This is a genomic window from Thermogladius sp. (genome assembly GCF_049970955.1).
Classification (GTDB): domain Archaea; phylum Thermoproteota; class Thermoprotei_A; order Sulfolobales; family Desulfurococcaceae; genus Thermogladius.
The window spans coordinates 1-25,913 of record NZ_JBMFLY010000013.1; the positions used below are offsets into that span (position 1 = coordinate 1).

General features: G+C 58.8%; 26 protein-coding genes, 1 tRNA gene and 2 pseudogenes. 18 read left to right on the forward strand and 11 right to left on the reverse strand.

Annotated elements, in window-relative coordinates; translation table 11 throughout:
* Nucleotides 1–217 (reverse strand): annotated as a pseudogene (locus ACP5VX_RS03070) (TrpB-like pyridoxal phosphate-dependent enzyme); the annotation flags it as partial.
* A gap of 102 nt (nucleotides 218–319) precedes the next feature.
* Between ACP5VX_RS03070 and ACP5VX_RS03075 the strand changes: the two are divergent.
* The 4 genes from ACP5VX_RS03075 to ACP5VX_RS03090 all read left to right on the forward strand — a co-directional run bounded on the left by ACP5VX_RS03075 (nucleotide 320) and on the right by ACP5VX_RS03090 (nucleotide 4,325).
* A complete protein-coding gene (locus ACP5VX_RS03075; protein ID WP_428724437.1) occupies nucleotides 320–730 on the forward strand; it encodes a Tfx family DNA-binding protein in 411 nt (136 codons plus the stop codon).
* Nucleotides 731–821: 91 nt separating this feature from the next.
* Entirely contained in the window at nucleotides 822–2,351 is a 1,530-nt protein-coding gene (locus ACP5VX_RS03080) for an AMP phosphorylase (protein WP_428724460.1), read from the forward strand.
* Between the two features lie 70 nt (nucleotides 2,352–2,421).
* A complete protein-coding gene (locus tag ACP5VX_RS03085) occupies nucleotides 2,422–3,789 on the forward strand; it encodes a geranylgeranyl reductase family protein (RefSeq protein ID WP_428724438.1) in 1,368 nt (455 codons plus the stop codon).
* Nucleotides 3,783–4,325: a DUF429 domain-containing protein gene (locus ACP5VX_RS03090; protein WP_428724439.1), complete on the forward strand. Its 543-nt coding sequence runs from the start codon at nucleotides 3,783–3,785 to the stop codon at nucleotides 4,323–4,325. Before ACP5VX_RS03085 ends, ACP5VX_RS03090 begins: the two co-directional genes overlap by 7 nt.
* Here the strand turns inward: ACP5VX_RS03090 and ACP5VX_RS03095 are convergent.
* Together ACP5VX_RS03095 and ACP5VX_RS03100 are read right to left on the reverse strand one after the other, a co-directional pair.
* On the reverse strand, nucleotides 4,317–5,261 hold the full coding sequence (locus tag ACP5VX_RS03095) for a DHH family phosphoesterase (RefSeq protein ID WP_428724440.1): 945 nt from the start codon (nucleotides 5,259–5,261) through the stop codon (nucleotides 4,317–4,319). The two genes, ACP5VX_RS03090 and ACP5VX_RS03095, sit on opposite strands and share 9 nt — an antisense overlap.
* A 63-nt stretch (nucleotides 5,262–5,324) precedes the next feature.
* The gene (locus tag ACP5VX_RS03100) at nucleotides 5,325–5,930 is read right to left on the reverse strand and encodes an alpha/beta fold hydrolase (RefSeq protein ID WP_428724441.1); all 606 of its coding nucleotides are present in this window, start codon (nucleotides 5,928–5,930) and stop codon (nucleotides 5,325–5,327) included.
* Between the two features lie 95 nt (nucleotides 5,931–6,025).
* On the opposite strand from ACP5VX_RS03100, the gene upp reads away from it, so the two are divergent.
* Entirely contained in the window at nucleotides 6,026–6,694 is a 669-nt protein-coding gene (gene upp, locus ACP5VX_RS03105) for a uracil phosphoribosyltransferase (RefSeq protein WP_428724442.1), read from the forward strand.
* Between the two features lie 34 nt (nucleotides 6,695–6,728).
* Nucleotides 6,729–7,415, forward strand: a complete 687-nt coding sequence (locus ACP5VX_RS03110; protein WP_428724443.1) for an HAD hydrolase family protein — start codon at nucleotides 6,729–6,731, stop codon at nucleotides 7,413–7,415.
* Here ACP5VX_RS03110 and ACP5VX_RS03115 read toward each other — a convergent pair.
* On the reverse strand, nucleotides 7,412–8,842 hold the full coding sequence (locus ACP5VX_RS03115) for a phosphoglucomutase (RefSeq protein WP_428724444.1): 1,431 nt from the start codon (nucleotides 8,840–8,842) through the stop codon (nucleotides 7,412–7,414). The genes ACP5VX_RS03110 and ACP5VX_RS03115 overlap by 4 nt on opposite strands.
* Nucleotides 8,843–8,986: 144 nt before the next feature.
* Between ACP5VX_RS03115 and speD the strand changes: the two genes are divergently transcribed.
* On the forward strand, nucleotides 8,987–9,370 hold the full coding sequence (gene speD / locus ACP5VX_RS03120) for an adenosylmethionine decarboxylase (protein WP_428724445.1): 384 nt from the start codon (nucleotides 8,987–8,989) through the stop codon (nucleotides 9,368–9,370).
* Entirely contained in the window at nucleotides 9,363–10,436 is a 1,074-nt protein-coding gene (locus tag ACP5VX_RS03125) for an NAD(P)/FAD-dependent oxidoreductase (protein ID WP_428724446.1), read from the forward strand. Before speD ends, ACP5VX_RS03125 begins: the two co-directional genes overlap by 8 nt.
* Here the strand turns inward: ACP5VX_RS03125 and ACP5VX_RS03130 are convergent.
* The 5 genes and pseudogenes from ACP5VX_RS03130 to ACP5VX_RS03150 all read right to left on the reverse strand — a co-directional run.
* Nucleotides 10,371–10,829 (reverse strand): annotated as a pseudogene (locus tag ACP5VX_RS03130) (hydrogenase maturation protease); the annotation flags it as partial. The gene ACP5VX_RS03125 and the pseudogene ACP5VX_RS03130 sit on opposite strands and share 66 nt — an antisense overlap.
* A gap of 63 nt (nucleotides 10,830–10,892) precedes the next feature.
* A complete protein-coding gene (locus ACP5VX_RS03135; protein WP_428724447.1) occupies nucleotides 10,893–11,951 on the reverse strand; it encodes a thiamine pyrophosphate-dependent enzyme in 1,059 nt (352 codons plus the stop codon).
* A 10-nt stretch (nucleotides 11,952–11,961) separates the two neighbouring features.
* On the reverse strand, nucleotides 11,962–13,170 hold the full coding sequence (locus tag ACP5VX_RS03140) for a transketolase C-terminal domain-containing protein (RefSeq protein ID WP_428724461.1): 1,209 nt from the start codon (nucleotides 13,168–13,170) through the stop codon (nucleotides 11,962–11,964).
* Between the two features lie 60 nt (nucleotides 13,171–13,230).
* Nucleotides 13,231–13,503 carry a 4Fe-4S binding protein gene (locus ACP5VX_RS03145; protein ID WP_428724448.1) on the reverse strand — a complete coding sequence of 91 codons (273 nt, stop codon included), beginning with the start codon at nucleotides 13,501–13,503 and terminating at the stop codon, nucleotides 13,231–13,233.
* Complete coding sequence (locus ACP5VX_RS03150; RefSeq protein WP_428724449.1) at nucleotides 13,504–14,064, reverse strand: 2-oxoacid:acceptor oxidoreductase family protein; 561 nt, start codon at nucleotides 14,062–14,064, stop codon at nucleotides 13,504–13,506.
* Between the two features lie 197 nt (nucleotides 14,065–14,261).
* Between ACP5VX_RS03150 and ACP5VX_RS03155 the strand changes: the two genes are divergently transcribed.
* The 4 genes from ACP5VX_RS03155 to ACP5VX_RS03170 are packed head-to-tail and all read left to right on the forward strand — an operon-like array spanning nucleotide 14,262 to nucleotide 17,004.
* The gene (locus ACP5VX_RS03155) at nucleotides 14,262–14,522 is read left to right on the forward strand and encodes a 4Fe-4S dicluster domain-containing protein (RefSeq protein ID WP_428724450.1); all 261 of its coding nucleotides are present in this window, start codon (nucleotides 14,262–14,264) and stop codon (nucleotides 14,520–14,522) included.
* Nucleotides 14,519–15,643 carry a 2-oxoacid:acceptor oxidoreductase subunit alpha gene (locus tag ACP5VX_RS03160; RefSeq protein ID WP_428724451.1) on the forward strand — a complete coding sequence of 375 codons (1,125 nt, stop codon included), beginning with the start codon at nucleotides 14,519–14,521 and terminating at the stop codon, nucleotides 15,641–15,643. Before ACP5VX_RS03155 ends, ACP5VX_RS03160 begins: the two co-directional genes overlap by 4 nt.
* Nucleotides 15,634–16,461: a thiamine pyrophosphate-dependent enzyme gene (locus ACP5VX_RS03165; protein ID WP_428724452.1), complete on the forward strand. Its 828-nt coding sequence runs from the start codon at nucleotides 15,634–15,636 to the stop codon at nucleotides 16,459–16,461. Before ACP5VX_RS03160 ends, ACP5VX_RS03165 begins: the two co-directional genes overlap by 10 nt.
* 3 nt (nucleotides 16,462–16,464) lie before the next feature.
* Nucleotides 16,465–17,004 (forward strand): 2-oxoacid:acceptor oxidoreductase family protein, encoded by a 540-nt coding sequence (locus ACP5VX_RS03170; RefSeq protein ID WP_428724453.1) that lies wholly within the window; start codon nucleotides 16,465–16,467, stop codon nucleotides 17,002–17,004.
* 4 nt (nucleotides 17,005–17,008) lie between these two features.
* Here ACP5VX_RS03170 and lysS read toward each other — a convergent pair whose 3' ends face one another.
* Nucleotides 17,009–18,463: a lysine--tRNA ligase gene (lysS, locus tag ACP5VX_RS03175; protein ID WP_428724454.1), complete on the reverse strand. Its 1,455-nt coding sequence runs from the start codon at nucleotides 18,461–18,463 to the stop codon at nucleotides 17,009–17,011.
* Nucleotides 18,464–18,547: 84 nt separating this feature from the next.
* Between lysS and ACP5VX_RS03180 the strand changes: the two genes are divergently transcribed.
* Nucleotides 18,548–18,620 (forward strand) — tRNA-Ala (locus ACP5VX_RS03180).
* Nucleotides 18,621–18,681: 61 nt separating this feature from the next.
* Entirely contained in the window at nucleotides 18,682–19,419 is a 738-nt protein-coding gene (locus tag ACP5VX_RS03185) for a hypothetical protein (RefSeq protein WP_428724455.1), read from the forward strand.
* Here ACP5VX_RS03185 and ACP5VX_RS03190 read toward each other — a convergent pair.
* Nucleotides 19,391–21,097: a type II/IV secretion system ATPase subunit gene (locus ACP5VX_RS03190; protein WP_428724462.1), complete on the reverse strand. Its 1,707-nt coding sequence runs from the start codon at nucleotides 21,095–21,097 to the stop codon at nucleotides 19,391–19,393. The two genes, ACP5VX_RS03185 and ACP5VX_RS03190, sit on opposite strands and share 29 nt — an antisense overlap.
* 94 nt (nucleotides 21,098–21,191) lie before the next feature.
* On the opposite strand from ACP5VX_RS03190, the gene ACP5VX_RS03195 reads away from it, so the two are divergent.
* The 4 genes from ACP5VX_RS03195 to ACP5VX_RS03210 form a co-directional block, all read left to right on the forward strand.
* Nucleotides 21,192–22,958, forward strand: a complete 1,767-nt coding sequence (locus ACP5VX_RS03195; RefSeq protein WP_428724456.1) for a type II secretion system F family protein — start codon at nucleotides 21,192–21,194, stop codon at nucleotides 22,956–22,958.
* Nucleotides 22,951–23,715, forward strand: a complete 765-nt coding sequence (locus tag ACP5VX_RS03200) for a hypothetical protein (protein WP_428724457.1) — start codon at nucleotides 22,951–22,953, stop codon at nucleotides 23,713–23,715. The genes ACP5VX_RS03195 and ACP5VX_RS03200 overlap by 8 nt, the downstream gene beginning before the upstream one ends.
* A gap of 150 nt (nucleotides 23,716–23,865) precedes the next feature.
* Nucleotides 23,866–24,612: a hypothetical protein gene (locus ACP5VX_RS03205; protein ID WP_428724458.1), complete on the forward strand. Its 747-nt coding sequence runs from the start codon at nucleotides 23,866–23,868 to the stop codon at nucleotides 24,610–24,612.
* On the forward strand, nucleotides 24,612–25,913 hold a 1,302-nt coding region (locus tag ACP5VX_RS03210; RefSeq protein ID WP_428724459.1), incomplete at its 3' end, for a DUF2341 domain-containing protein. The genes ACP5VX_RS03205 and ACP5VX_RS03210, both read left to right, overlap by 1 nt.

Genomic DNA, 25,913 nt, shown 5'->3' on the forward strand with positions numbered 1-25,913 from the left:
GGTAGTACTCGGAGAGCTCGTCGGGTATTTTAATGAACCTCTCGTCGCTGAACTCCTGCCTGACGAGTTCCCTGGCGAACAGGGCGTGGAACATCTCGGGTTTCACAACGGTTCCGTCCGGCAGGATGTAGGGGGGGATTTTCTCCGGGAGGTCTGGGACTATGTTGTACCAGGACTTGGGTAGGAGGTCGGGTCTTTGGGAAGACCTTAACTCCATTCCAACATGGTCCCACCAACCCCATAACGGAGGCCCCCCTCAGTATAAAAGCTTTCACTTTATAGAGCCGCTCCGTGTATTAAAGCAGTAAGTGGTGTAAGTATGGGAAAGTACGGCCTCTTGACCGAGAAGCAGTACGAGGTCTTGAAGCTGAGAGCCCAGGGCCTCACCCAGGCAGAGGTCGCTTCTAGGCTGGGGATGTCCAGGTCGGCGGTTGCTATCGCGGAGAAGAGGGCCCTCAGGAAGATAGAGCTCGCGGCCGAGACTCTCAGGGTCTACCGGGAGATCATGGCCGTGAAAGTGATAACGCTCGACGAGGGGGTCAGGCTAGTGGACGTACCGAGGACGGTCATCGACGAGGCAGACAAAGCGGGCGTCAAGGTCAAGGCGAACTTCGACTACATATTCGGGCTTCTACGTTTCAAGGCAGGCGCCGGCTACCCTAGGCTCAAGAAGAAGGTCAAGATCTACCTGATGAGGGACGGGAGCATAGACGTGGAGGAGACCGGCTGAGGCCGTGTTCGGAGAGCCCGCTTGACCAGGTTTTTAATCCCCTAAGGATATAGAATAGTGTCTCCTACAGTCTGTGTCGAGGGTAGTAAGTATGCTCGTATCCAAGGGGGTCAGGAATTTTACCGCGGGCGTGCTCGAGGTCTCCACGGGAAGCCCCCTTCTAGTCGTGAACGAGCAAGACGCTCTCGAGATGAGTTTAACACCCCACTCTAAGGTCCTCGTCAAGTACGAGGACAGAGAGGCCTACGCCACGGTTACGCTGACCAAGACCATGGTGGCGAAGGGGAGGGTCCTCGCGTCTATCGAGCTGGCCGAGAAGCTCGGCCTGAAAGAGGGCTACCCGGTTCAGGTCAAGCCAGCCGGCCTCCCCGGGTCGTACGCCTACCTGCTCAAGAGGATTCGGGGGGAGCGTCTGAGCTACAACGAGATGTACTCGATAATAAGAGACGTCGTGAACGGGGCGTACGGCGAGGCCGAGATAGCCGCGTTCTTGCTCAGCCAGCAGTTTTACGTCCTAGACGAGGACGAGCTCACGAGCCTCATAAAGGCCATGGTAGAGACGGGCGTGAAGATAAGCTTCGACGAGCCCGTCTTCGACGAGCACAGTATTGGCGGAGTCCCGGGGAACAGCAAGGTCGCGATGGTGGCGGTGCCCATTGTCGCGTCGTTCGGCCTGCTCATCCCGAAGACTAGTAGCAGGGCTATAACCAGCCCGGCCGGCACGGCCGACACGATGGAGGTCCTAGCGAGAGTGGACTTCACAGCGGAAGAGATAAGAGAGCTCGCCAAGAAGACGAGAGGGCTCCTGGTCTGGGGCGGGAAGCTCAACCTGGCCCCGGCAGACGACATCTTCGTGAACGTGGAGAGGAAGCTTTCCATAGACCCGTGGCACCAGATGGTCGCGAGTATACTGAGCAAGAAGCTCGCGATGAGCGTCGAGTCCCTGGTGATAGACATTCCCGTGGGGAAGAAGGCGAAGATAGAGGAGCCGGGCCACGCAGACCAGCTGGCGGGCCTCTTCATAAGGCAGGCCGCGAAGCTCGGCATGAGGATCAAGGTGGCCATCACGTTCGGGGGGCAACCCATAGGCATGAGCGTGGGGCCCGCCCTCGAGGCGAAGGAGGCGTTGGAGGCTCTGTTGAACAGGAGGGGGTCGAGGAGCCTAGTCGACAAGGCCGTCCTGATAGCCGGCTTGACCATGGAGCTGAGCGGTAAGGTGCCGCCTGGCCAGGGCGAGAGCTACGCGAGGGAGCTGTTCTCGTCGGGCAGGGCCTACGAGAAGTTCAAGGAGATAATCGAGGCCCAGGGCGGCAACCCGAACATTAAACCCGAGGAGGTCCCGCTGGGCAGGTACACTTACACGTTCAAGTCGCCTCTAGAGGGGGCGGTGACGTACATCGACAACGCGGCGGTAACCATGGTGGCTAGAGCGGCGGGGGCCCCCTTCGACAAAGGTGCCGGGATACAGTTCCACGCGAAGGTGGGCTACAGGGTCAACAAGGGCGACCCCCTGTTCACCATATACAGTAACAGCGAGAGCAGGCTCGAGGAGGCCATCTCGCTGGCGTCGAAGTACTCCCTTATAACCGTGGAGGGCATGTTACTGAAGACTCTCCCGTGACCCCTAGCTCCGCTTAAAGCTTATTTCATTCAACAGGGATTAGCCTCTCCAAGTGCAGAGGTGTACTCGCGTGTACGACGTAGTAGTGGTAGGTGCGGGGGTCGGCGGGCTGTACTCCTCGCTCGTGCTGGCCTCCAAGGGCTTCAAGGTCGCCCTCGTGGAGAGCAAGCCTAGGGGGAAGATCGGGGACAAGACCTGCGGCGACGCCATCGGGGTGCACCACTTCGAGCACATAGGGCTGCAGATCCCAGACAGCGTGGTAGACCACAGGTATAGGGGTGTGAAGATAAAGAGCCCCAGCGAGGAGCACGAGATAATCGTCCCGGGAGAAGGGGTCAGCGTCAACAGGGTCAGGTTCGGGCAGTGGCTACTGAAGAACGCCCTAGACCGGGGTGTCGAGCTGTACGACGAGCACTTCCTGGTCGGCGTAGAGGTTAAGGAGGGGAGGGTGAGCAGCGTAAGGGTGAAGAAGACCGGGGGAGGGGTAGTCGACCTTAAGGCGAGGTTCTACATAGACGCGAGTGGCGCGAGGCCCGCTCTGAGGACCAGGCTACCCGAGGACTGGCCCATCGCCGAGAGGCCGTACGAGACGGACTTCAACCTGGCGTACAGGGAGGTCGTCGAGCTCGAGAACGGGGTGAGCGAGGCGGACGTCCACTACGCCGTCATATACCTCAACACGAGAGTGGCCCCCGGCGGCTACTGGTGGATGTTCCCCAAGAACAGAGAGGGCACGGTGGTGAACGTCGGGCTCGGGGTGATAGGGGGGTCGGGGTTCAACCCGAGGCACAACTATGACAGGTACTTGAGGGAGAGGTTCAAGGGTAGGGTAGTCCACGCGGGGGGAGGTATAGTGCCGACGAGGAGACCCCTCCCTACAATGGTCTGGAGTAACGTGGGGAGCGTGGGGGACGCGGCGTACACCGTGAACCCAGTCCACGGAGGCGGGATAGGGTCGACTATGGAGGCCGCGAACATACTAGCAACGCACCTGGCGAACGTCCTTGAGCAGGGGGAGCCGGACACAGGCAACATGTGGGAGGTGAACCTGAAGTACCTAGAAGCGTACGGGGTCAAACAGGCCAGTCTCGACGTCCTTCGCATGTACCTCCAGAGGCTGTCCAACGACGACTTCGACTGGATAATAAGGAACAAGCTGGTAGACGGCTCGGCCGTGTACGACATAGGCGTAAAGGGCAGCCTGGGGGACAGGGTCGTCAGCTCTATCAGCACAGTGATCAAGCTCCTCGGGAGGCCTAGCCTGCTGGGTGAGCTGAGGATAGTCCGGAACTACATGAACAAGGTTACGACCTTGTACAGGGACGAGTACCCGAGGAGCCCCGAGGGGATTAGGAGCTGGGCGAGTAGAGTCGAGGAGCTGTTCGACGAGTATGCGAGGCTCATAGGGTTCAACAGGGGACCTAGAGTTAAATGGTGACAGTAGCCGGCGTAGACCTGCGGGGGAGCGATCGAAGGCCCTCGGGCGTAGCGGTGATTTCGGGGAGGGACCTACGCGTCGAGTCGCTGTACAGCGACGAGGAGATAGTAGACTTCCTCACGCGCCATAAAGCCCTGGTTGTCGCCATCGACTCCCCCCTCTCGCACAGCCCCTCCTACAGGCACGTCGACAGGGTTATGGTCAGGCTGGGCTTCAGGGTGCTCCCTCCTGGCTGGAGGGGCATGAGCATGCTCGTCGAGAGGGGGGTGAGGCTAGCCTCGCGCTTAAGTAGCATGGGCGTAGTCGTGCTCGAGACGCACCCCAGGAGCGCGCTCAAGTCGAGTAAGTGCCGCGGCCTGGGCGAGCTGGCGTCGAGGCTAGGGTTGGCCTTGCCGGGCAGGCTCACGAGGGACGAAGAGGACGCCGTGGTAGCCTCGGCTGTGAGCCTTATGTACGTGGAGGGCGCAGTCGTCGAGGTAGAGGGCGTGGACGGCAGGATCTACCTGTTGCCCCCTATATGCGGGGGCTCAGACTAGAGCGGAATATACCTTGTCGGCTACGTAGTTCAGGAGCGCCTTCTTGTCTACGAGCGAGAGGAGCTTCCTCGACAGGGGAATCGTCACCTTGGCGCCGCTGGCGTACATGTGCCCTCCCCCACCCAGCTTCACCGCGACCCTTCTAACGTCTACGCTCCTACTCCTCAGGCTCAGCTTCCCGTCTACCGATGCGATCACGGCGACGTCGGCGCTGTACCTGGTGAGCAGGTAGGCTGCGAGGAAGCTGTTCTCGACATCGCTATTCTCGTAAGCCGCGACCACGCGGATGCCGTCCGCCTCTCTCACGACAATGTTCTCTACGCTGGAGAGGGCCCTGAGCTCCCCGTCCATTGCTTCCTCCACTTTTTCGGTGAAGCTACTAGTCCAGGCCCTCCCCTTAAAGACCTCCCTCATGACCTTCAACCTCCACGAGTCGCTGTCGCCCCTCCTGATGAGCCTGAGGTACCAGCCACCCCTCCAGTGGTCGAACGTCCACAAGTCCCCGGCGCAGACGCCAGGGACGAGTTCCTCGGCTATCTCCCTGTTCACCCTCCCCGCCGCGTAGTACCTGTAAACGACGCCGGTCGCACACGTCGACGTGTCGAGGTATAGCTTGACGCCGGCCCCGCTTACCGCTGCCACCCACTCGTCATCCCATAAGTGGTGGTCGTACCACTCCACGCTAACACCTTTTGCCGCGAGCTCTCTGACAGAGCCTACTAGCTCGGGGAAACCGCCCGGGTTGACGCCGAGGTCTATCACTACCAGCTTCTCCACCTCCTTGATCTTGTCGAGTTTTTCGCCGAGTAGTCTGTGCAGTTTGTAGGGCTCGGTGAAGTAGACGTACCTAGGCCACTCCCCTGAAGCCAGCGCGTAGACACCGGCCCCCGCTACACCGTCCATGTCTGTGTGCGCTATGACGGCGTACTCGGCCACTATAAACCACGCTCTCTTAACACACTCTGATTAAAAGGTGTTTTAAAAAGGTGCGATGTCCGCTCACGGAGGTTTAGGCAGAATCTTGTTGTAGAAGTCTGCGAAGTCCCTGAGGAACCTACTGGGCTGGTCTAGGTACAGCGCGTGGCCCGCGTCCTCGTAGACCACTAGCTCCCCTCCCACCGCTGAGGCGAAGTCCCTCAACTCAGCGTAGTCGACTATGTCGTCTCTCTCCCCGTAGAAGATCCTCATTTTCACCTTCATTCTCTTGAAGGCGTCTACAAACTCCCCCGCCCCGACCGGCGCGACTAGTAGAAGACCCGCGACGGGGTTTGACGTAGCGTACCTCAGGGCGATGTAACCGCCGAGGCTCGCCCCTACGACTAGGGGCGGGACTTCGCCGAAGAACGCCTTGTAGGCGCTCTTGGCAAACTCCACGTTCTCCACGGGGTTCCTGGTGTGTTTGATGCACTTCGAGACTTTACCGTACGGCATGTCGACTGCGAGGTAGGGGATCCTCCTCCCGTCGAGTTCGCCTAGGAGCCCTATGTCCCTCCAGACATCGCTAGTGAAGCTGTATCCGTGTAGGAGTAGGACTGGTATGCCTGGCCTCTGCTCGTATATCACCCTGCACCTGTTGTCCCCGTAGCCGTAGAGGTCCTCGCGCATTTGCCTCACATTTTCCATTTTTAGCTCAGTGGGGTAATATCCCTATCCGTTACATCAAGTTTAATAGTCTCCAGGGGGATTAGTTAGCCAGGGCTTTGCTAAAGGTCCGAGTACTAGATCACCCGTATATACAGGTAGTCCTCACCACTCTAAGAGACAAGAATATCAGGCAGATAGAGTTCAGGAAGGCCATGGTAAGGCTCGGCAGGGCCATGGGCTTTGAGATAACGAGAGACCTAGAGCTGGAGCGCGTGGAAGTCGAGACACCACTAGGCGTCAAGACGGAGGGTGTCAGGTTCAAGGACATGGACAAGGTGGTGATAATAACCGTTTTGAGGGCAGGCATGCCCATGACGGAGGGGCTGATAAAGATCTTCTACAACGCTAGGCAAGGCGTAGTCTCCGCCAGGAGGGTGGAAGAGAAGGGGATGCGCGCTGACAAAACCTTCGACGTCGAGATCACGTACGTGAGGCTGCCGAAAATAAGTAGTGAGGACACCGTCATTATAGTGGACCCTATGCTGGCTACGGGCTCGACGATCAGGGAGGTCCTCAAGATAGTGCTGTCCAAGAGCAGGCCCCGGAAGGTCTTCGTCGTGGGCGCCATAGCTACACCGCTCGCGATCGACAGGGTTAGAGAGGTGGTCGAGGAGTACAACCTGGACGCCACGATCTACACAGCGGCGGTCGACCCCACAGTCAACGAGAAGGGTTATATAGTCCCCGGCCTAGGTGATGCAGGAGACAGGGCGTTCGGAGAGTGAGACTAGCCGAGTCAGAGCGCTGGTGGAGACACTCTTGGTAGATAAGGCTCTCGTGTTCGACTACGACGGGGTACTGGCGGAGATAGGGGAGGACATCCCACTGCCCTGGGTACAGGGCGTTCTCCGAGAGCTGAAGAGGAAGTACAGGCTGCTGATCGCCTCTACGAGGAGCACGAGCTTTCTGGTCGAGCAAGTCCCCTCTGCCGACGCGTACATCGGGGTTAACGGCCTCGAGGTCCTCGCGGGGGGCTACCTCGTGTACCCCTTAAGGGCTCTCGACGAGCGCAGGTCTAGAGACGTCGAGGAGCTGTACGAGAGGCTGAGAGAACCCTGCCTCCGGGTAGAGCTGAAGAAGAGCCTTCTAGGGAGGGCTCTCGGGCTGGGTGTCGGGTGGAGGAGGTGCCCCAGTAAGCCGGCGGACGTCGTCGCGGTCGAGGAGGAGTCTGAAAAGAGGGGGCTCTTCGTGTTCAAGTACCAGCGCCCGTTCATAGAGGTCTACGTAGCTGAGACGAGCAAGGCCGTAGGGTTGAGGGTTGCCAGGGCGCTTCTCGGAGTCTCAGAGGTCTACTTCTTCGGGGACAGCGAGAGCGACATAGAGGTGTTCGGCGAGGTCGAGCACCCCGTCTTCGTCAGAAACGAGTACAACCGCCACCTGAGCCCGCCAGGTGTCGTGGAGGTCTGGCAACAGGACCTGCCCGCGTTCTTGAAGAGGTTGCTCTAGCCCACCGTCACTTCCTCGACCACAGCAGAGTACTCTTTTACTGTTCTCCCCACCTCCGACTCTACGGTCTCCACCATCGTCCTGAGCTTGTCTCTCGACGGGGCCTCTATGTAGAACCTTATCTTAGGCTCTGTACCGCTACGCCTTACCAGCAACCAAGAGCCGTCGTCGTAGTCGTACCTGTACCCGTCTATGAGGGTCTCCCTCACGGGCTCCCCGAACTTGTTCCTGAGGTTCTCGGCCAGCCTGCGGTAGACGGCGTCCAGCTTCTCCTCCGGCTTCAACTTGTAGCTCCTCCTGTCCCACGGGTACTCCTTAATCCCCCTGTCCTTCAGCACCTCGGCGAACCTCTTGCCCTCCTCTACTACAACCTTGCTTATCAGCGCGGCCTGTAGCACGCCGTCGACCCACGGTCCCCACCTGGGGTAGATGAGCTTCCAGGGCTCTGCCGCTATCACTACGCTGGGGTCCTCCTTCACCCTCTCGTGAGTCTTGCCAAGCAGGTACCTCTCTACGCTGAGCCCGTGCCTCTCGGCGACCTCGTCCACGACCCGCCCAGTGTCCACGCTCACGACTACCTTCCCCTTCGAGCCTCCGCCCAGCTCGTCAATGAAGAAGGCTATGACCCTGTCCTGCTTTATGAAGCCCTCTACTGGGTCGAGTACTGCTAGCCTGTCGGCGTCCCCGTCGTGTGCGAGGACGGCCGCCGGCTTGACGCTGGAGTAGAGGCCTATGTAAGACTCGAGGACGTCCTTCCTCGGCTCAGGCGTCCTCACGGGGAAGAAGCCGTCCGGGTTGGCGTTGACCGTGAGTGGGGTGGCACCTATCATCCTCAGAAGAGTGGGCGTCACATGGCCGGCGGCCCCGTTTGCCAGGTCGACAACTAGTACGGGCCTCCAGGCTACCCTCCGCGGGCGCGTCAACTCGTACAAGTCCTCGACGTAGTCGTCCACGAGGCCCGGCTCAGTGTGGAACCTGCCCGCCTCGCTCCACCCCAGGGGTGATAGGGCCTTGTTGAAGACCGCCTCCTCGACCTCTTTTTCCAAACCCCTGACGAACTCAAAGCCTTCCGGGTCGTAGAACTTGAGCCCGTTGTACTCCGGGGGGTTGTGGCTTGCAGTTACGCTGACGCCGACCCCCCTCCCCCTCTTAGCCGCGTAAGCCGCGACGGGCGTGGGTGCTAAGCCGACTAAGTAGACGTCCACCCCTCCAGCCATAAGACCTGTAGCCGTAGCGAGTGTCAGGACCTGGCTTGTCGTCCTTGAGTCGTGGACGATAAACGCCTTGCGGGAAAGCCCCAGTCTCGAGACTGCTAGCCCTATCCTGTAGCATAGAACAGGGTCTATCTCGCCGGGATACCGTAACCTAATGCCGGCAGTGCCGAAGAGTCTCAAACCAAAACCCCGGTTTAAGCAATAGTATACCACGATATATACCTGTTTTTTGTATCACGTCCGGACAACCACCCCATACACGCGACCAACCCCCCATACCCTTGATCACGGGAAGGGGGGAGGGGGTGAAACCTTTAAAAGCCCCCAGGGGGGAGTTATTTAGTGGGTGATTCAGGGATGAGTGTTTACATAGAGAGTTTGAAAAAGAAGGTCGTGGGGAAGCACGTTTACGGCGAGCTCTACGGTTGCGACCCAGATTTGTTGAGCGACCCCGTGTATTTGAGAAAGGTCGTCGAGGAGTCGGCTAAGGTGGGCAACTTCACGATCCTAGACGTGAAGACGTGGAAGATCGACCCGGGCGTTACAGTCTTCGCGGTGGTCCTCGAGAGCCACATATCGATACACACGTGGCCCGAGTACTCCTTCGCCACGGTGGACGTATACACTTGTGGGGAGAAGACCGACCCTCTGGCTGCTTTCAAGTACATCGCGAATGCCCTGAGAGCCGCGAGATACACGTTGCGGACGTCTTCGAGGGACTACGTGGAGGAGAATGAGTAGAGTCGTAGTGGTCGGCGGCGGCCCCGCCGGCCTCACGGTAGCGTCGCTGATCAGGGATCGGGATGTACTGCTCTACGAGGAGCACCCCAGGTTCGGAGAGCCACGCCACTGTACAAGCATCGTCGGCCACTACACCGCGAGCTTCTTCGCCAAGCTTTTAACACCCAGGGTCGTTAAACGGGGCTACAAGAGGTTCCTGTTCCACACCAGGCTGGGGAGCTACCTGGTGGAGTTTAGTAGAGAGGTCGCCTTCTACCTCGAGAGACCGCTACTCGAGGAGAAGCTAGCCGATAAGGCGAGCAGGCTCGGCCACAGCCTCCAGACGGGCGTGAGGGCTAAGCCGCTAGACACGTACAGCGTGAGGGCGGGTGATGACATTGTACGCTTCGACAGGCTCGTTGTAGCCGACGGCTCTACGAGCGAGTTCTTCAGGTTCTTCAACGGGAGGAGACGGGAGTACTTGTATGGCCTACAGGCACTCGTTGAACACGAGGGAGGCGAGGACACAATACACGTAGAGTATAGCGTAGGCGGCGCGCTGTTCTCCTGGTTTGTGCCGATAGGCGACGGCCTCGGCTTAGCGGGGTACCTGACCGAGAGGCACGTCGGAGACCCCGGGTCGGCCGTCGAGAAGGTGCTCGGCGTTGCGGGGGTAAAGTACAGGAGGCTACTGGGCTTCTTCGGAGGGGTGGTGGTCAAGCCGGGGCAATTGTCTAGGCCTCACATACGTGGTAGGGTCTTCTTTATAGGGGACGCCCTCGGACTGGTGAAGCCGTTCACCTACGGGGGTCTTTACTACGTCGCCAGGCTGGCTAGGGTTCTCGTCGAGTCGCTTGAGAACCCGGCGACTTACGAGAGGGAGGTCAAGAGGCTAGCGCGTCTGAACTCGCTGGAGAGGGGGTTCTCGGGCATTGGAGTACCAGAGCTGGCACCGCCTATATTAAAAGTCGTAAGCTCTAGCGGGTTGTTCAACCCCCTCGACTACGACGAGCACTTCAGGCTAATCCTGAAGACCGCTGCGTCGCCCCTCCTCGTCTACCTTACCCTCTTTAAAAGCCTCGCATAACGCTCTAGAGAGATTCATGCCGGCCTCTAACACCCTTTGCGAGACCTCCAGTGACACGTCCAGATTCTTGACCGAGACCCCTATGATGTAGACCCTCTTTACAGCACCCCCTCTCACCAGCATGTCCACGAGCATCCTGAGGGGGAGACTATGCGTGGTGGGGATGTAGTACTCGGAGACCTTGTCGAGGTCGACTAGGACTATGTCCCCCTCGCCCAGCTTGTCCGAGTAGACCGCGTCCACCACTACCAGGTTCTCGGGCCTGGCCGAGAAGATGTGTGAGAGGCAGTTCTCTAGGCCGTACTCGCAGACTACGCTGGGGACTCCACACTTGGAAAGCTCCTCGCACACGATAAGCCCTATCCTGTCGTCTCCTCTCAGCGGGGACCCAACGCAGGCGACAAGGCTACTCCTTAAATCGACCTTGTCTAAAAAACTCGTTCTGCTCCTCGCCGTTCACCTTGGGGCGTTACTTGCCTTCCTGAGCAGCTCCTCCCAGGCGGCGTCGACTAGCTCCTGCAGCTCCTTCACCAGGTGCCTGTTCTCGGGCTTCAGCAGGTGCCTGAACCTACCCTGTAGCTCGAGGTACTTCTCGATCGGCTGCTTCAGCTTGGGGTTCCTGGCGATGGCCAGGCTCCTATCGGTGAGCAAGTAGCCTGTCTCGGGCGTCCACTCCCACAGCGGGAAGTAGCAGGTGTCCACAGCCCTCCTCGTCACCTCTAGCGTCAGCGCTGGGTCGTGCCTCCAACCCCTGTCGCAGCTGCTCAGGGCGTGTATGAAAGCGGGGCCCTTCACTTCTATACCCTTCCTCACCTTCTTCATGAAGTCCATCCAGTGGGCCGGCGTCGCGGTCGCTACGTAGGGTATCCTGTGAGCCACCATTATCTCTGCTATGGGCTTCTTGTTCTCCATCTTACCCGGCAGCACGCTCCCCACGGGCGACGTCGTGGTCCAAGCGTACTTGGGCGTGCCGCCGCTCCTCTGTATCCCGGTGTTCATGTACGCCTCGTTGTCGTAGAGTATGTAGAGGAAGTCGTGGCCCCTCTCAGCCGCGCCGCTGAGGGCCTGGAAGCCGATGTCGAAGGTGCCGCCGTCGCCCGCGAAGACGACGACGTCGACGTGCTCGTAGGGCAGTCTCCCGGTCTTCTTCATGGCCTCTATAGCGGCCGCTATACCGGAGGCCGTCGCCGCTGCGTTCTCGAACGCGTTGTGGATCCACGGGACAGCCCAGCTGGTGTACGGGAAGATTGTGGTCGAGACCTCGAGGCAGCCCGTTGCCGTGACGACTATAGTGGGGCCTCTGAAGGCGAAGCTCGCGAGCTTGACTACTATTGGGGCAGCGCAGCCAGCGCACAGCCTGTGGCCCGGCAGTAGGGCCGGCCTTCTCGTCTCAGCTAGTTGCCTGAGGTTGAAGACCAGAGGCATCTCGACCTTTTGCCCGGGCTCGAACAGCCAGAGCTTGTACGCCGGCTCGCCCTTCTTGACGGGGAACTCGGGCAGGGTCTTTACGACCACGCCTACCACCTCACTCCCTCACGCCGAGGTACCTGAGCTTGGGCTCGAACACCCCCTTCTCGAGCTCCTTGAACAACCCTCTTATCATCCCCTCGACGAGGTCCGGGACGAGGTCTCTACCGCCCAGCCCGTAGATGTAGTTGACCAGCGCCGGCCTGTTCTTCAGGTCGTACAGAGCTGTATTGATCTCGAGGAATAGCGGGCCGTAGCTACCCGGGCTTATCCCCTTCTCCATTACCGCCACCACTTTAGCGTTCTTCAACACCTCAGCGACCTCCTTGAACGGGAAGGGCCTGAACATCCTGAGCTTCACCAGCCCCACCTTAAGGCCCTCCTTCCTCAGCCTCCTCACGACGCTCCTCATGGTGCCGACGCCGCTTCCCATACCCACTAGGACCACGTCGGCGTCCTCTACCTCGAACGGGTCTAGTATGCCGTCGCCGTACCTCCTCCCAGTCAACTTGAACCACTCCTCGTTGACCTCGCGCACGACCTCGGGGACGTTCTTCATTGCCTCCACCTGCTGGACCTTGTGCTCGAAGTAGAAGTCGTACAAGTCCAGGTTGCCGAAGCTCAGGGGCCTAGCCGGGTTGAGTGCGAGAGGTACCTCCTCGTCGAAGTAGTCGACCTTCACCTTGCTCACCTTCCTGTAGCCGCCGAGGAACTCGTGGACGACCTCGTCGGGGAGCATGTAGATGTTCTCGAGTGTGTGGCTGAGGAAGAAGCCGTCCAGGTTAACGGCCACGGGCAAGAGCACCCTCTCGTCCTCGGCTATCTTGAAGGCCTGGATAGTCGTGTCGTAGGCCTCCTGTACGTTCTCGGCGAATAGCTGTATCCAGCCCGAGTCCCTCATGAGGTACGCGTCGCTGTGGTCGTTGTGTATGTTGATCGGGGCCGAGAGGGCCCTGTTGACAACCGCCATGACTATGGGTAGCCTCAGGGCAGACGCGATGTACAGTACCTCCACCATGAGGGCGAGCCCCTGTGCAGAGGTCGCTGTGAAGGCCCTGGCGCCCGCGGCAGCGGCCCCGACGCAGGCGCTCATGGCGGAGTGCTCCGACTCCACTGGGATGAACTCGGTCTTCACCTCGCCGTCCGCCACGAACTCCGAGAACTTCTCGACTATGATCGTCTGGGGCGTTATGGGGTACGCGGCGACGACGTCGACCAGGCTCTGCTTGACGGCGTAGGCCACGGCCTCGTCGCCGTTCACGGTCATCATGACCTGCTTCTCCAAGGGGACTCGGGGTTTAACCACGGCCTGGGTCACGGCCACCACCTAGAACTCGGGTACCATGCTTATGGCCTTAACCGGGCACTCGTTGGCGCAGATACCGCAGCCCTTACAGTAGTCGTAGTTCACAACCACGTTCTCACCGTCCCAGACTATCGCCATGTCGGGGCAGAACAACCAGCAGAGCATGCACTTCGTGCACTTGTTGTAGTCTATAACCGGTTTTAGGGCTCTCCAGTCCCCCGTCTTGTAGTCGGTCGACAGCCTGAAGGCTACGCCGGCTTTAGGGAGGCTTCTCCAACCGGCTTGTTGGGACATCTACTTCACCTTCACAGTCAAGTCATACGACTTCCTTATTAAATCGATGTTCTTGTCCGCGACAGCTCCCTTGAACCTCTCCTTCACCGCCTTCTCCAGGCTGCCCCAGGAGACAATGCTCCACGCCTTCATCAACCCGCCTATCATTGCCGTGTTGGTTATGTTGGCCTTCAGGATCTCGAGTGCGAGCCTCGTAGCGGGCGTGGTGTAGACCTTCACACCTTGTGGGAGGTCGCCGAGCCTCTTGAAGAGCGACTCCTTGTCCCCCTCGTAGTTCAGGACCAGGATGCCGTTCTCCTTGATACCCGCGTACACCTTGGGGGATATGAGGCTGTCGTCCAGGACGATCACGACATCCGGGTTGTAGACCATGCTGTGGATCTCGATCGGCTCGTCGCTTATCCTCGTAAAGGCCAGCATGGGGGCTCCTGACCTCTCGGGGCCGAAGGCTGGGAAGCTCTGGGCGTGCTTCCCGTCAAGGGCGGCCGCCATTGCTAGGATGTTGCTCGAGGTCCACGCCCCCTGTCCACCCCTCCCGTACCACGTGATCTCTATGAGCATCTAGACACCGGGTTCAATCTATCACCTGAGTTGATTTAAATATCTATCTAGAACCAAGTTGGAAACGGGCTATACGCTGCCCCGCGCGAACGTATTTGTATGGGTGAACAGATACACAAGTGTTAAACACGTCGTGTCCGTATCGTTAAAAGGAGCACCTGGTAGTATGCATTTAGTGGCTAAGGGTGTGCTGGCTATTGACGCAAACGCTAGCGCTAGCTGTAGACGAGTACGCTGGTTCTAGGTTCGTCGTCAACGTGATCAGGGACAGGTGCAAGGAGTGCGAGTTTTGTATCGCCATCTGCCCCGTTAAAATACTGGTGAAGGGTCAGAATTCAAACCGTTTCGGCTACAGGCCTCCAGTGGTGACAGAGCCCGACAAGTGCATCGGCTGTAGGCTGTGCGAGTACGTCTGCCCCGAGTTCGCGATATACGTGACGAAGGGTGGCAGGAGTTGAGACGGGAGTTCTTGTCGGGTAACAGGGCTATCGCTGAGGCCGCGATACTGTCGGGGCTCAAGTTCTACGCCGGCTACCCGATAACGCCGGCTTCAGACCTCATGGAGTACCTGGCAGAGAAACTGCCGAGCTACGGCGGTATAGTGGTCCAGTTCGAGGACGAGATAGCCAGTATAAACGCCGCGATAGGCGCGTCGTGGGCTGGCGTCAAAGCCATGACCGCTACGAGCGGCCCCGGCTTCTCGCTGATGGCGGAGGGGATAAGCCTCGCGGTCGCCACCGAGACCCCGGTCGTGGTAGTCGACATCATGAGGGCGGGGCCTAGCACCGGGATACCGACGAAGGCGACGCAGTCGGACGTGTACCAGGCCCGCTGGCTAGCGCACGGGGACTACACGATCCCGGTGTTCGCACCCTGGAGCGTCCAGGACTGCTACGACATGACCATAAAGTCCTTCAACGTGGCGGAGAAGTTCAGGACGCCTGTAGTGCTTCTCTCGGACGCCAACATAGCCCACATGTGGGAGACGCTCTACGTCAGGGAGCCGGGTGAGGTGGAGATCATAGAGAGGAAGAAGCCCTCTGTGCCCCCAGAGGAGTACAGGCCCTACCAGCCCGGCGAGGACCTAGTACCGCCGATGGCCGTCTTCGGCGAGGGCTACAAGGTGATAGTCGAGTCCCTTGTCCACGACGAGCTGGGGTACTACCGCCAGGACTCCGTGACTTACCGCGAGATGATCACGAGGCTCAACGAGAAGATAAGGAGGGGTGTGGGCTACATCTACGAGCAGGAGGAGTACTGGGTCGAGGACTCGGACACCGTCGTAGTAGCGTACGGGTCGACCGCGCGCATGGTGTACCCGGTAGTCAAGGCTCTGAGGCAGAAAGGGGCTAAGGTGGGCTTCTTGAGGCTGAAGACGCTCTGGCCACTGGACGAAGAGAGGCTGTGGAGGGCCCTCTCGAGGGCGGGCAAGGTCATCGTCGTCGAGAACAACACGGGGAGAGTCTACTTGGACGTCGCTAGGATCGCCGGTTCGGCGAGGACGTTTTTCTCCCCGATTTTAACGGTCGACCCCCCTAAGTTCAGTGAGGTGATGGAGGCCGTCGCCAGATGGCTCTAGCCAAGCTGACCCTCCACCCCCTTGACAAGTACCTGAGGACCGACAGGCTCCCCCACATATGGTGCCCAGGTTGCGGGATAGGCATAGCACTAGGCGCCATGCTGAGGGCCATTGACAGGAGGATAAACGAGGGGAAGCTCGACAGGAACAAGGTGGTCTTTGTTACCGGTATCGGCTGCTCCGCTAGAGTCTCCTTCTACGTCGACTTCGACTCTGCCCACACGCTCCACGGGCGAGCCATACCGTTCGCTACCGGCGTCAAGCTCGCAAACCCGAGCCTAGAAGTCATAGTCGTCGGTGGCGACGGGGACATAGCAGGTATAGGAGGCAACCACCTGTTGCACGCTGCCAAGAGGAACATGGACCTGTTCGTCGTTATGATAACCAACTTCGTGTACGCCATGACCGGCGGTCAACTGGCCCCAACCACGCCGTTGAAAGTCTACACGACGACCACCCCTCGCGGGAACCCAGAGCCGCCTCTCAACGTAGTAAAGCTGGTCGCGAGCCTCAACGCGAACTACGTCGCGAGGGCCAGCGTCACAACACCGCACTACATCGAGATGTTCACTTACAAGGCTCTGGGGATGAGGGGTTTCAGGTTCCTCGAGGTGATAAGCACGTGCCCCGAGGTCTACGGCAGGCACATCGGGTTGAGGAACCCGGTCACGATGTTCGAGGAGCTGAAGAAGAGGGTGAAGTACAAGCCCAACCCGGTAATAGACGAGTCCGACATAGACTGGGAGAAGGGGATCGTCATAGGGGAGTACGTCGTCAGGAACAACCCTTCGTACCTCGACCTGGTGAAGAGGGGTTGAGAGTTGAGGCACGAGATACTCATCGTCGGGAGAGGGGGCCAGGGCGTCCTACTACTGGGTAGGCTGATCGGCTTCGTCGCGTCTAAGTACATGAACTACTACACGTCCGGGACGGAGCACTACGCCTCCGAGACGAGGGGTGGTGAGAGCAGGGTCGACATGGTCATAGCCGACAGCCTCGAGGAGACCTTCAACTTCGTCTCGGTCACAAACCCGTACATAATGATACTCCTCTACCCCTACAACCTCGACAGCTACCTCAAGCTAGCCCAGAGAGAGACGTTCGTATTCCTTGACAAGACCTTCTACCAGGGGGAGGTCAGGACCGAGGCCAAGCTCTACGCCCACGAGTACACGAGGCTGGCAGAGAGGCTGTTGAACAACCCGAGAGTCGCGAACATACTCCTCTTAGGCCACGTCGTCAAGGTGACGAACCTACTGCCCCTCGACTACGTGAAGATGGGTATAGCAGAGCTACTGGACAAGAGGTATCACGAGGTGAACTTCAAAGCCCTCGAGGCCGGCTTCAACCTCCCGGCTTGATGGCTTATTTCATCATCGGGAACGGTATGACTTCCTTAATAGACGAGACACCTGCTAGGACCATGCTAACCCTGTCTAGCCCGACTCCAAGCCCCCCGGTGGGGGGCATCCCGTACTCCAGCGCCTCCACGAAGTCCCAGTCAAACGGGTGCGCCTCCTCGTCGCCCCTCCTCCTCCTCTCCTCCTCGGCCCTGAAGTACTCTGCCTGTAGAACCGGGTCGTTCAGCTCCGTGTAGGCGTTGGCGATCTCCATGCCGGCGATGAACAGCTCGAACCTCTCTGCTAAGTCAGGGTTGTACCTGTGGGGCTTCGCCAGCGGCGAGGACGACCTCGGGTAGTCGGTGATGAACACAGGCTGAACCAGGTACTTCCTGCCCACGAGCTTGTCGAACAGCTTCACTATAGCCCTCCCCCTGTCGTACCCGCCTGCCAGGCTTATCGCGTTCTTGGCCAACAGGTCTCTGATCTCGTCGTCGCCGAGCTTCTCGACGTCTATACCGGCGTACTCCTTGAAGGCCTCGTACATAGTCATCCTCTTGAACGGGCGCGACAGGTCTATCCTCTCCTTGACGTCTCCAACGGGCACCTCGACGACACTCCTCCCCACGACCTTCTCGGCCAGGTGGCTTATAAGCTCCTCTGTCAAGTCCATCATGTCGTTGTAGTCCGCGTAGGCCTGGTAGGCCTCCAGCATCGTGAACTCGGGGTTGTGCTGGGCGTCGATGTCCTCGTTCCTGAAAACCTTACCGATCTCGAAGACTTTGTTGAACCCCCCGATAATGAACCTCTTCAAGTGTAGTTCGAGGCTGATCCTGAGGTACCACTCGGTGTTCAGAGCCCAGACGTAGGTCTTGAAAGGCCTGGCTTCTGCGCCGCCGTATATAGGCTGTAGGACAGGGGTCTCGACCTCGACGAAGCCCTTCCCCCACATAAACTTCCTCGTCTCCTCCAGGACCTTGAACTTAACCTCGAGCACTCTCCTAACGTCTGGTGTCAGCATCATGTCGAGGTACCTCTTCCTGTACCTGACCTCCGGGTCGAGCAGCCTGTGCCCGTACTTCACAGGCGGTGCGCGGAGGCTCTTCGCCAGCAGCTGAAGCCCCCTGACGTCTACAGTCAGCTCACCCCTCCTAGTCCTGTACAACACGCCCTTCACGTTCACGAAGTCTCCGAGGTCTACGTACTTGCCGAAGAACTCGAAGACGTCTCCGGCCTTGCTCTTGTCTATCGACGCCTGAATGCGTAGCCCGTCGTCAACTATGTCGAGGAACACGAGGCCACCGTGTCTCCGAACGGCTGCTACTCTGCCGGCCACAGCGACTTCGGCCCCCTCCACGGGGTTGTCTAGGATACTTTTCAAGCTCGCCGGTTGGTAGAGGGGCTTGTGTGGGTACGGGTTGATGTTCTTCGAGATCAGCTCCTCTCTAATACGCCTCCTGTGCTCGACCTCGCCACTCAACTAAGCACACCCGTCTACCACGCGAATAGGCGGAACCGGCTTGATTGAAGTATTAAAATCCTCCACTTATTTAAATAGTATTGAGGGCCGGTAGCTCAGCTGGAAGAGCGCCGCCCTCGCACGGCGGAGGTCCCGGGTTCAAATCCCGGCCGGTCCACTTCTCGGGGGCTTACTTATAAATCGACGTAAGCATAATTCTAGTCTCAGGGCTGTGTTTTTTGGTCACGGAGCAGGAGATCTACAACCTCATAACGAGGCTCAACATAGACTACTCTAGGCTGGAGTTGCTGAAAGACCTGAGCGCCGAGGCCAGCCTCCTCCTCAGGAGCAAGCTGGTCAAGGTCGTCAAGCTGGGCTACGACGACGTCCTGAACATAACGTCTCTCAGCCCAGACAAGAACATACTGGTGACCGTGAGGCTCGAGGACTACAAGTTTACCGTGTACATCGAGAAGGGGGTCCTGGTCTCCTCCTCGATGGTCAGCCTCACGCAGTCCTCGACGAGAGTAGCGGGTTTAAAACCTCTCGTGGTCTTAGCTATGTCGGCGAAAGACAGGCCTGTTACGGCGTACGTCTACGAGGTCCTACCCCTGGTGGAAGAGGAGAAGACTAGTCAGGTACCCGAGAAGCCGAGGGCCGAGGCCCAGAAAGCGGAGGCGCCCGCTGTGCAACAGCCCCTCCTGGCCGTGGAGGCCGAGAAGATAAAGTCGTTCAACGTAGAGCTGGAGAGGCTGGTCAACGACTACTCTAACTTCTACGGCTGTAGGGTAGTGTCGTTCGGCGTCTCACTATCGAAGGGCGTGCTCTACGTGAGAGTGAGCGTTAAGAAGGCTGGGCTCATGAAGAAGTGCGAGCACTTGAAGTTGAAGGAGGCGATCGAGAGGGACCTCGAACTCCTGGCCTCGAAGTACGACGTCAATATGCCGGTCAAGATCCTTGTCTCCCTTGAGCAGTAGTAGACTTCCCCCCAGAAGATATCTCGATAGTCTTCTCGATCTCGACGGGGGCTTTCTCGGCGAGCCTCGGGACCTCTACGTGTGCTTCTTCGAGCTCTCCGAGAGCCCTCTTGTAGACTGCCTCGGGGTCGTGGTAGTAGTCGAAAATGATCCCTGCAACGTCCCAAGCATCGGTTATCCCTCTAACCCTCATCCAGTTGAGGATGGTGGCCTTCCTCTCGATCTCCTCGAGTACGTCCTCGAAGTCGAGCCCCCTCTTCTCGGCTATGTCTCGGAGGTGAATGCTCTTCGAGAGGTCTACTATGAAGCTGTCCGTCCGCGGGTCCCACTGCGCGATTTTGATGTACTTGTCGGCGTCCTCCACCTCCTGTACTACTGTGACCCTCCTCCGCACAGAGACAACGCCTTTCTCGACCCTTGTGAGGACCCTCTGTATGTGTATGAACACGTTCATCAACTTCATGTAGGCCGGCGGTATGTTCATCGGGGGGCTTGTGAGCCTCTTTATCGCGTAGTCGAGCGTCTCGGCGTGGATGGTTGAGAGGCCGCCGTGCCCGGTCGCCATGCTCTGGAAGAGCACGAAGGCCTCCTCCCCCCTGACCTCGCCGACGATAATGTAGTCTGGCCTGTACCTCAGGCTGAGCTTGACCAAGTCGTAGAGCCTAACGCTAGTCCCGACGCTCTGGCCGACCACGAAGGTCTCTCTACTGGTTAGCTGCGTCCAGTTGACGTGTGGGAGGTTGAGCTCCGGCGTGTCCTCGATCGTGACGATCTTCTTCCCGGGCTTGATGAAGAGCGAGATCGCGTTCAGCAGCGAGGTCTTGCCGGCACCCGTGCCGCCCGCTATCATCGCCGTCTTGCCGTGCTCGATGAGCGTCCAGAGGTAGGCCCCCACCACCGAGTCTATTACTCTCCCCTCTATGAGCTCGACGGGGCTGAAAGGCCTCTCCCTGAACTTCCTTATAGTGAAGGTGGGGCCCTTGACGGACACCTCCCTCCCGAACGTGGCGGCGAGCCTGTGCTTCTCTGGTAGCATCGCGTCGACTATTGGGTAGGCCACGCTGATGTGCTTCCCGGACATGTGGGCGAGCTTCATGACGAACTCGTTCAGGTAGTCCTCGCTTTCGAAGATTATGTTCGTGGGGATGCTCTCGAACTTCTTGTGCCAGACGAAGACAGGGGTCTTGACACCGTTGCAGGATATGTCCTCGATGTTGGGGTCCCTCATCAGGGGGTCTATGGGACCGTAGCCTAACAGGTTCCTCTCCAGGTAGTACATCAGCTTGATCCTCCGGGAGCCCACAAGCCCCAGCTTCTCCTTGTACTTGTCGGCTATCCTCTGTATCTCCGAGTAGACGTACTCCCTTAGGTCTTTGACAGCACCGGGTTTCGCCGGCGGCCTCATCTCGTCCATTACGATGTCTGTGAGCTTCTCTAGGACCGCCCTGTCTTCCTCGGTCAGCCCGAACTCCTCTACATAGTAGACAATGCCTTCTTTAGTCTCTGCGACCGTGACCTTGACGAAAGGCTTGTAAACGTAGTAGGAGTCTAGGACTTTAGAGCCCGGCTCCCTGATCAGGAGCCGCAGGGGCTCCTCGACCGGTGTTATGGCCTTGACGAGCTCGCCCAACTCGCTCTTCGGCTTCCTCACCCTCTGCAAGGGGAGTTTAATCGACAGTTTCGGCAAAAGCTCCCTCCAGACAATTATATTTCTTGTTTAGCAACAATATAAAGTTGGGGGATGCGATATCTAACTGTGTGAGGGTCGCTTAATGGGTTTTCTCGACAAGGTGTACAAGTGGTTTGAGCCCCTAGGTCTGAAGATACTCGAGGTTTACCCGTCTATCAGCACCTCTATCAGGAGGTCGGACCTCCACATCCACCCGCCCGTCTACGCTTCCCTGATCGTCTTCTCCCTGGCAATCTCCACGGGGGCGGCCGTAGCTCTCCTCGCATTAGCCGTCCTCTTGAGGCTCGTGGTCTTGGGGGTAATAGCGGTCGTCTTGCCCTCCCTCGTATTCCTACTCTTCGTGGCCTACCCGAGCCTGCGCGTCTCGAACAGGGCCTCGGCCATCGACACAGAGTTCCCCTACACTATGAGCTACTTGAGCGTCCTAGTCCAGAGCGGTATGAGCCCGTACGTGGCGTTCGAGAGAGTGGCGAGGAGCGGCAAGATATTGCCTCACAGCGCTGAGATAGGGCAGAGGTTCACGCTACTTGTAAGAGTTCTCGGCAAAGACCCCCTGACGGCCTTCAGCCTACTAGGCGAGAGGTCTCCCAGCCCTATCGTGAGAGACGTGCTGGCAGGCTACGTCACAACGGTGAGGGCCGGCGGCGACGTGATCGACTACTTGAACAAAAAGGCTAGAGCACTATTCAACGACCTCCTCGTGAGGATCAAGATAACAGCCGACAGGCTGGGAGGCCTCCTCGAGTCCTACCTCGCGGTAGTCCTCTTGACGCTTCTTACAATGACGGTCATGTACTTCGTTACACAGAGTTTCGCCGGCGTCCTCCCGTTCGGTCTGACTGGTGGAGGTATGTTCATGCTCTTGTACATACTCCTCCCTCTCCTGTCCTTCGCCGTCATATACTTCGCCGACCTCCTCCAGTTCAAGGAGCCCTGGATGGACTGGAGACCCTACATAGTCGCGTTGGGCCTCACAATGCCCTTAACAGCGCTGTTCCTGTTCTTCGGCTGGGTCCTCTACACGAGCATACCCCCCTACCACCCCCTGAAGTACAACCCCGTGCTCAGTGGAATGTACACCATGCTGGTCTGGCCGGCAGAGCTATACCACTTGCCGGGCTACACCTACGGCAGCGTAGCGCTGGGAATGGCGCTGATCTACGCCACCATCCCAGCGGTCGCCTACTACGAGCACGTATCGAGAGAGTACAAGATCATAAACGGCATCACGAGGTTCATAAGAGACCTGGTCGAGGTCAGGAAGACGGGCCTCTCACCCGAGAGGAGCATTCTCGAGCTGAGTAGGAGGAACTACGGTGTGTTCACCAACTACCTGAGGAAGATGGCTCTCGAGCTCGAGCTGGGTATACCACTGGGGAGGATCATAGACGAGCTCCTCAGGAAGATAAGGGTGTGGAGGGCCAAGGTCCTCCTTTACATGCTCACGGACAGCATCGAGGTAGGCGGCGGCACCATCGAGGTCCTCGAGTCTCTCGCCGGTTTCGCCGAGAGCGTCGAGGCAATGGACCTGGAGAAGAAGCGTAGCTTGAGGACGCTGATGATAGTACCTTACATGGGCGCCATACTCTCGTCCATGACCGTCATATTGATGGCGAGCTTCATGGGGCAGCTCCCGGTCAGCGTCGGCGCTTACCAGGCAGCCGCTAGCCAGGTACTGCCCAGTATAGTGCTGAACAGCTACATAATGGGCCTGGTCGCGGGCAAAGTGGCAAACGAGTCGACGGCCTCCGGCTTCAAGCACGCGCTGATCCTGACAATAGCCTCGGTCGCGTTCTTCGTCCTCACGCCGATGTTCGGGGGCGGGCTAGTGGGAATAACTGGTGGTTGAGCTGAGAGGGCTAAGCGAGGCAGTCTCGGCAGTCATACTCTTCGCCGTCACCCTGAGCATATCTATAGCCGGGTTCATGTACGTGATGTTCTACCTGGACAGGAACCAGGCCTCCGTGGAATTCGGCTACGTCAAGTCCGTGTTCAGGAACATAGCGGTCTCAGCCCTAGAACAACCGTTCAAGCTCGAGTACAGCTACCCGTTTAACTACGTCTCCATCGGGTTCGCCACGAGGCCCTTCAACCTCACACTCGTGGTCAACAACACGAGGGTCGTAGTGGGGAACATCACGGCTCTGACAGCCGTGGTCAGGAGGAACCTCGTACAGGGGTTCAACCTCGTATACGGGGTCAACTCGAGCCTCCTACCCTCGGGACACCCCGGTATGCTGGTCTACGAGTACTACCAGCAGGGGGCGAGCGTCCTCGTCTTAGACCCATCCGTGGTCACATACCAGGTAGTCTACGTGAACTCCACGCTGGGCGTTAAAGCCAGGGTTACCTTCATGGTAGCGAACTTCACAGGGCTTAACAGACCGGACCGACCACCCGAGGTCTACGGGCAGGGCCTGCTAGTGCTGAGACACGACCCGAGTAGGGACATCGACCTGGTGTACACCAACGTAACGAGCTTGTCCATCTACATAAACGGTGAGCAAGTCCAGCTACCCCCCGACATCCAAACCGCGTTGTCCAGCTCGAGCTACGGGGTAGAGGTCGAGCTCCGGGTCATTAAAATAGGTGTGATGGTAGGTTGACACGTGGGCGGGGAGGAGGGGGGTAAGCCCCTAAAACCTGAACAGGCCCATGGCCCGCGTACCCGAGGTCCAGTGCCGGACTGTGCGAGGAAAACTTAATTTAGACGTTTACACAAGTCTAAAAGTAATGGCCGGGTAAGGTGCGCTAGTTTGAATGGGGTCTCCGAGGTTTTTGCTACTGTTATCATGACGGGCGTCCTGCTCGCGCTGCTCTCCCTCGTTTTGGGCTACTCTTATTTAGCCGGCTTCAACAACGTCTACCGGGCAGAGTACCTCTACTACAGGCAGGTCCTCCTCAGTATGGCGACCAACATGCTCTACGTGCTGAACGGCGGCGACTACGCAGTGACCTACCCCAGGTCCACCATGGCCCTGGGCTACAGGCTGTCCGGCTACGTGGGGGTGTACGTGAACTCGAGCACGAGCCCCGCCCTCTTACTACCGTGCTACTCTATAACAGCCGCCTCCTACTCTACGTACGCCCAGTCCTCGCGATACCTTTACGGAAACAGCTCCCTCGTAGTCGACGACCCCAGGCTTGTACCCAGCGTGAGGGAGTTCTACGAGAACGGCTCGGCCCGAATAGAGCTGGACACCTGCCGCCTCTACGCGAGCGTCCAGGCCACCTTCGATAGACTGGGCTCGTTCTACTACTTCAACTTAATGGTCGTAGTGCTCAACCCCGTGCTATCCCCGGGCAGGGGGTTCGCCGAGCTGTACGCGTCCAGCTCCTCGACCTACTGGTACTCGAACGTCTACAACCTCACAGTGGTGGTGAAGAGCCCGGCCCTCAGTAGCCCGGTCACCCTGGGGCCGAGGGACATATACAGGCAGTACACGGGAGGCCCGGTGACGGTCTCGCTCACGGTAGTCAACGTCACGGTGGTGATGGGCTAGTGCCCACACCCGTCTTCACGCACTTGATAGGCTTCGCGGCGATGATAGCCGTCTTCGTCGCGCTCTCACTGTACGCGTTCACCACGGTCGACGTCATGAACAGGAGGAACATGGAGAACGTGCTGAGCGCCGTCTCGTCTCTCCTCGCCGGCTCCCTCAGGAACCTCCTGGTATCGGGGGCCAACGGCAGCCTCCTGACGCTCAACCTCCCGGTTGAGGTCTACTACGGGGCCGGCTACAACGTCTACATCGGTAACGGCAGTGTCCTAGCACAGTACTTCCCCGCCATTAGGCAGAGAGCCGACTACGACCCGGCCGCTCTCTACGTAGTGGCCGCGGCGGCGGACAACAAGGTCTGGTCTGCCAGCCTGGTGCTGAAGCCCGCAGACCTCCAAGGGAGGCAAGTGATGGTCGCAACGGGGAGCTGGGTCTACAACGCGACGCGAGTGGGCTTCGACCCCAACACCGGCTACGCCGAGTCCGGGGTGCCCTGGCTGTGCAGAGAGGCCCTCTACGTCATAGAGAACTCCGGGTTAAACCTGACCAACTACCTTGTGAGAGTAGTGTTCAACCCGTCAAATCTCAGCTGCACCTACGGGCTCCTCAACTTCACGCCGACCCCAAACGACTTGAGGTTCGCTGACAGCGACGGCGTTACGCCGCTCAGGTACTGGATAGAGTACTGGAACTCCACAAGCGCCGTCGTGTGGGTTCAGGTACCCTACTTGGAAGCCAAATCGAACAAGACGATATTCATGTACTGGGGCGCACCCCTCGCGACGTCGAGGAGCGACCCCGGGGTCTTCCCCATGTTCTACAACTTCAGCGCTGCGGACCAGCAGGCGGTGCAGAGCGCGTGGGGCGTACTGCCGGTGAACGCCACTAGCTGGAGCATATCACAGTACAACCTCAGCGGCCTATTGGGCGTGGCGGTTAACGCGACCTTCCCCGGCAAGACGTCCCCGACGCTGCTCACGCTGTTCTACAAGACACCCCTAACCCTGTCGCCCAGCGGCCAAGGCTTGATAGTAGAGGGCTACGGCGCGCCCCTTACACTCAACGACCAGGACTGGAGGCTGGCCCTCTACAACATAACGGGTGGGCTGCAGTGGTTCGGGATACAGTTCATACCCCCGGTAATCGACCCCTTCGCCAACCTCTCGAACTACACGGTCATCTACGGGAACTGGAGCATAGTGTCTTTAGACTCGGAGACCCTCTTGAACGCCTACAACTACAGCAACATCAAGATCTCCGGCTCGAACTACTGGGCGGCCGCGATAGTGAGGTGGAACCCGCCG

Bases quoted from the DNA above. Each gene is read 5' to 3' on its own strand.
- ACP5VX_RS03075 (WP_428724437.1), top strand. From the start codon at position 320: ATGGGAAAGTACGGCCTCTTGACCGAGAAGCAGTACGAGGTCTTGAAG.
- ACP5VX_RS03080 (WP_428724460.1), top strand. From the start codon at position 822: ATGCTCGTATCCAAGGGGGTCAGGAATTTTACCGCGGGCGTGCTCGAG.
- ACP5VX_RS03090 (WP_428724439.1), top strand. From the start codon at position 3,783: ATGGTGACAGTAGCCGGCGTAGACCTGCGGGGGAGCGATCGAAGGCCC.
- ACP5VX_RS03100 (WP_428724441.1), bottom strand. From the start codon at position 5,930: ATGCGCGAGGACCTCTACGGCTACGGGGACAACAGGTGCAGGGTGATA.
- speD (WP_428724445.1), top strand. From the start codon at position 8,987: ATGAGTGTTTACATAGAGAGTTTGAAAAAGAAGGTCGTGGGGAAGCAC.
- ACP5VX_RS03125 (WP_428724446.1), top strand. From the start codon at position 9,363: ATGAGTAGAGTCGTAGTGGTCGGCGGCGGCCCCGCCGGCCTCACGGTA.
- ACP5VX_RS03140 (WP_428724461.1), bottom strand. From the start codon at position 13,170: ATGACCGTGAACGGCGACGAGGCCGTGGCCTACGCCGTCAAGCAGAGC.
- ACP5VX_RS03145 (WP_428724448.1), bottom strand. From the start codon at position 13,503: ATGTCCCAACAAGCCGGTTGGAGAAGCCTCCCTAAAGCCGGCGTAGCC.
- ACP5VX_RS03150 (WP_428724449.1), bottom strand. From the start codon at position 14,064: ATGCTCATAGAGATCACGTGGTACGGGAGGGGTGGACAGGGGGCGTGG.
- ACP5VX_RS03165 (WP_428724452.1), top strand. From the start codon at position 15,634: ATGGCTCTAGCCAAGCTGACCCTCCACCCCCTTGACAAGTACCTGAGG.
- ACP5VX_RS03195 (WP_428724456.1), top strand. From the start codon at position 21,192: ATGGGTTTTCTCGACAAGGTGTACAAGTGGTTTGAGCCCCTAGGTCTG.